The following is a 262-nucleotide window of genomic DNA, read 5'->3' on the forward strand; positions in this document are numbered from 1 at the left end:
CTGAACAACAATCCTAATTTTGTTGTTAAATATTATAGATCTGCTGCTGATGCTGCAGATGATAACAACCCAATTACAGGTCCTATTCCTGTAAATCCTACGAATAACTATACGTATGCGATTTCGTATGTAGATCCTGGCAGCACAACCAGTTTCTTAAATCAATGTAGAGAATTCGGACCGATTAAGTTTATCGACAAATCTTTCACCCTTACTCCGGCTACACTTACTTCTTGTAGTAACAACTATTCGGGGACAGCAT

The 262-nt window shown here is 38.2% G+C and carries 1 protein-coding gene; it reads left to right on the forward strand.

Annotated features, from left to right (window positions below; all coding sequences use genetic code 11):
• Nucleotides 1–262, forward strand: a 262-nt coding sequence (locus SB724_RS20635) for a hypothetical protein (RefSeq protein WP_410572790.1), incomplete at both ends; no start/stop codon positions are given.

The sequence above is a fragment of the Bacillus sp. SIMBA_031 genome, assembly GCF_046535225.1.
In the GTDB taxonomy this organism is placed as follows: Bacteria; Bacillota; Bacilli; order Bacillales; family Bacillaceae; genus Bacillus; species Bacillus velezensis.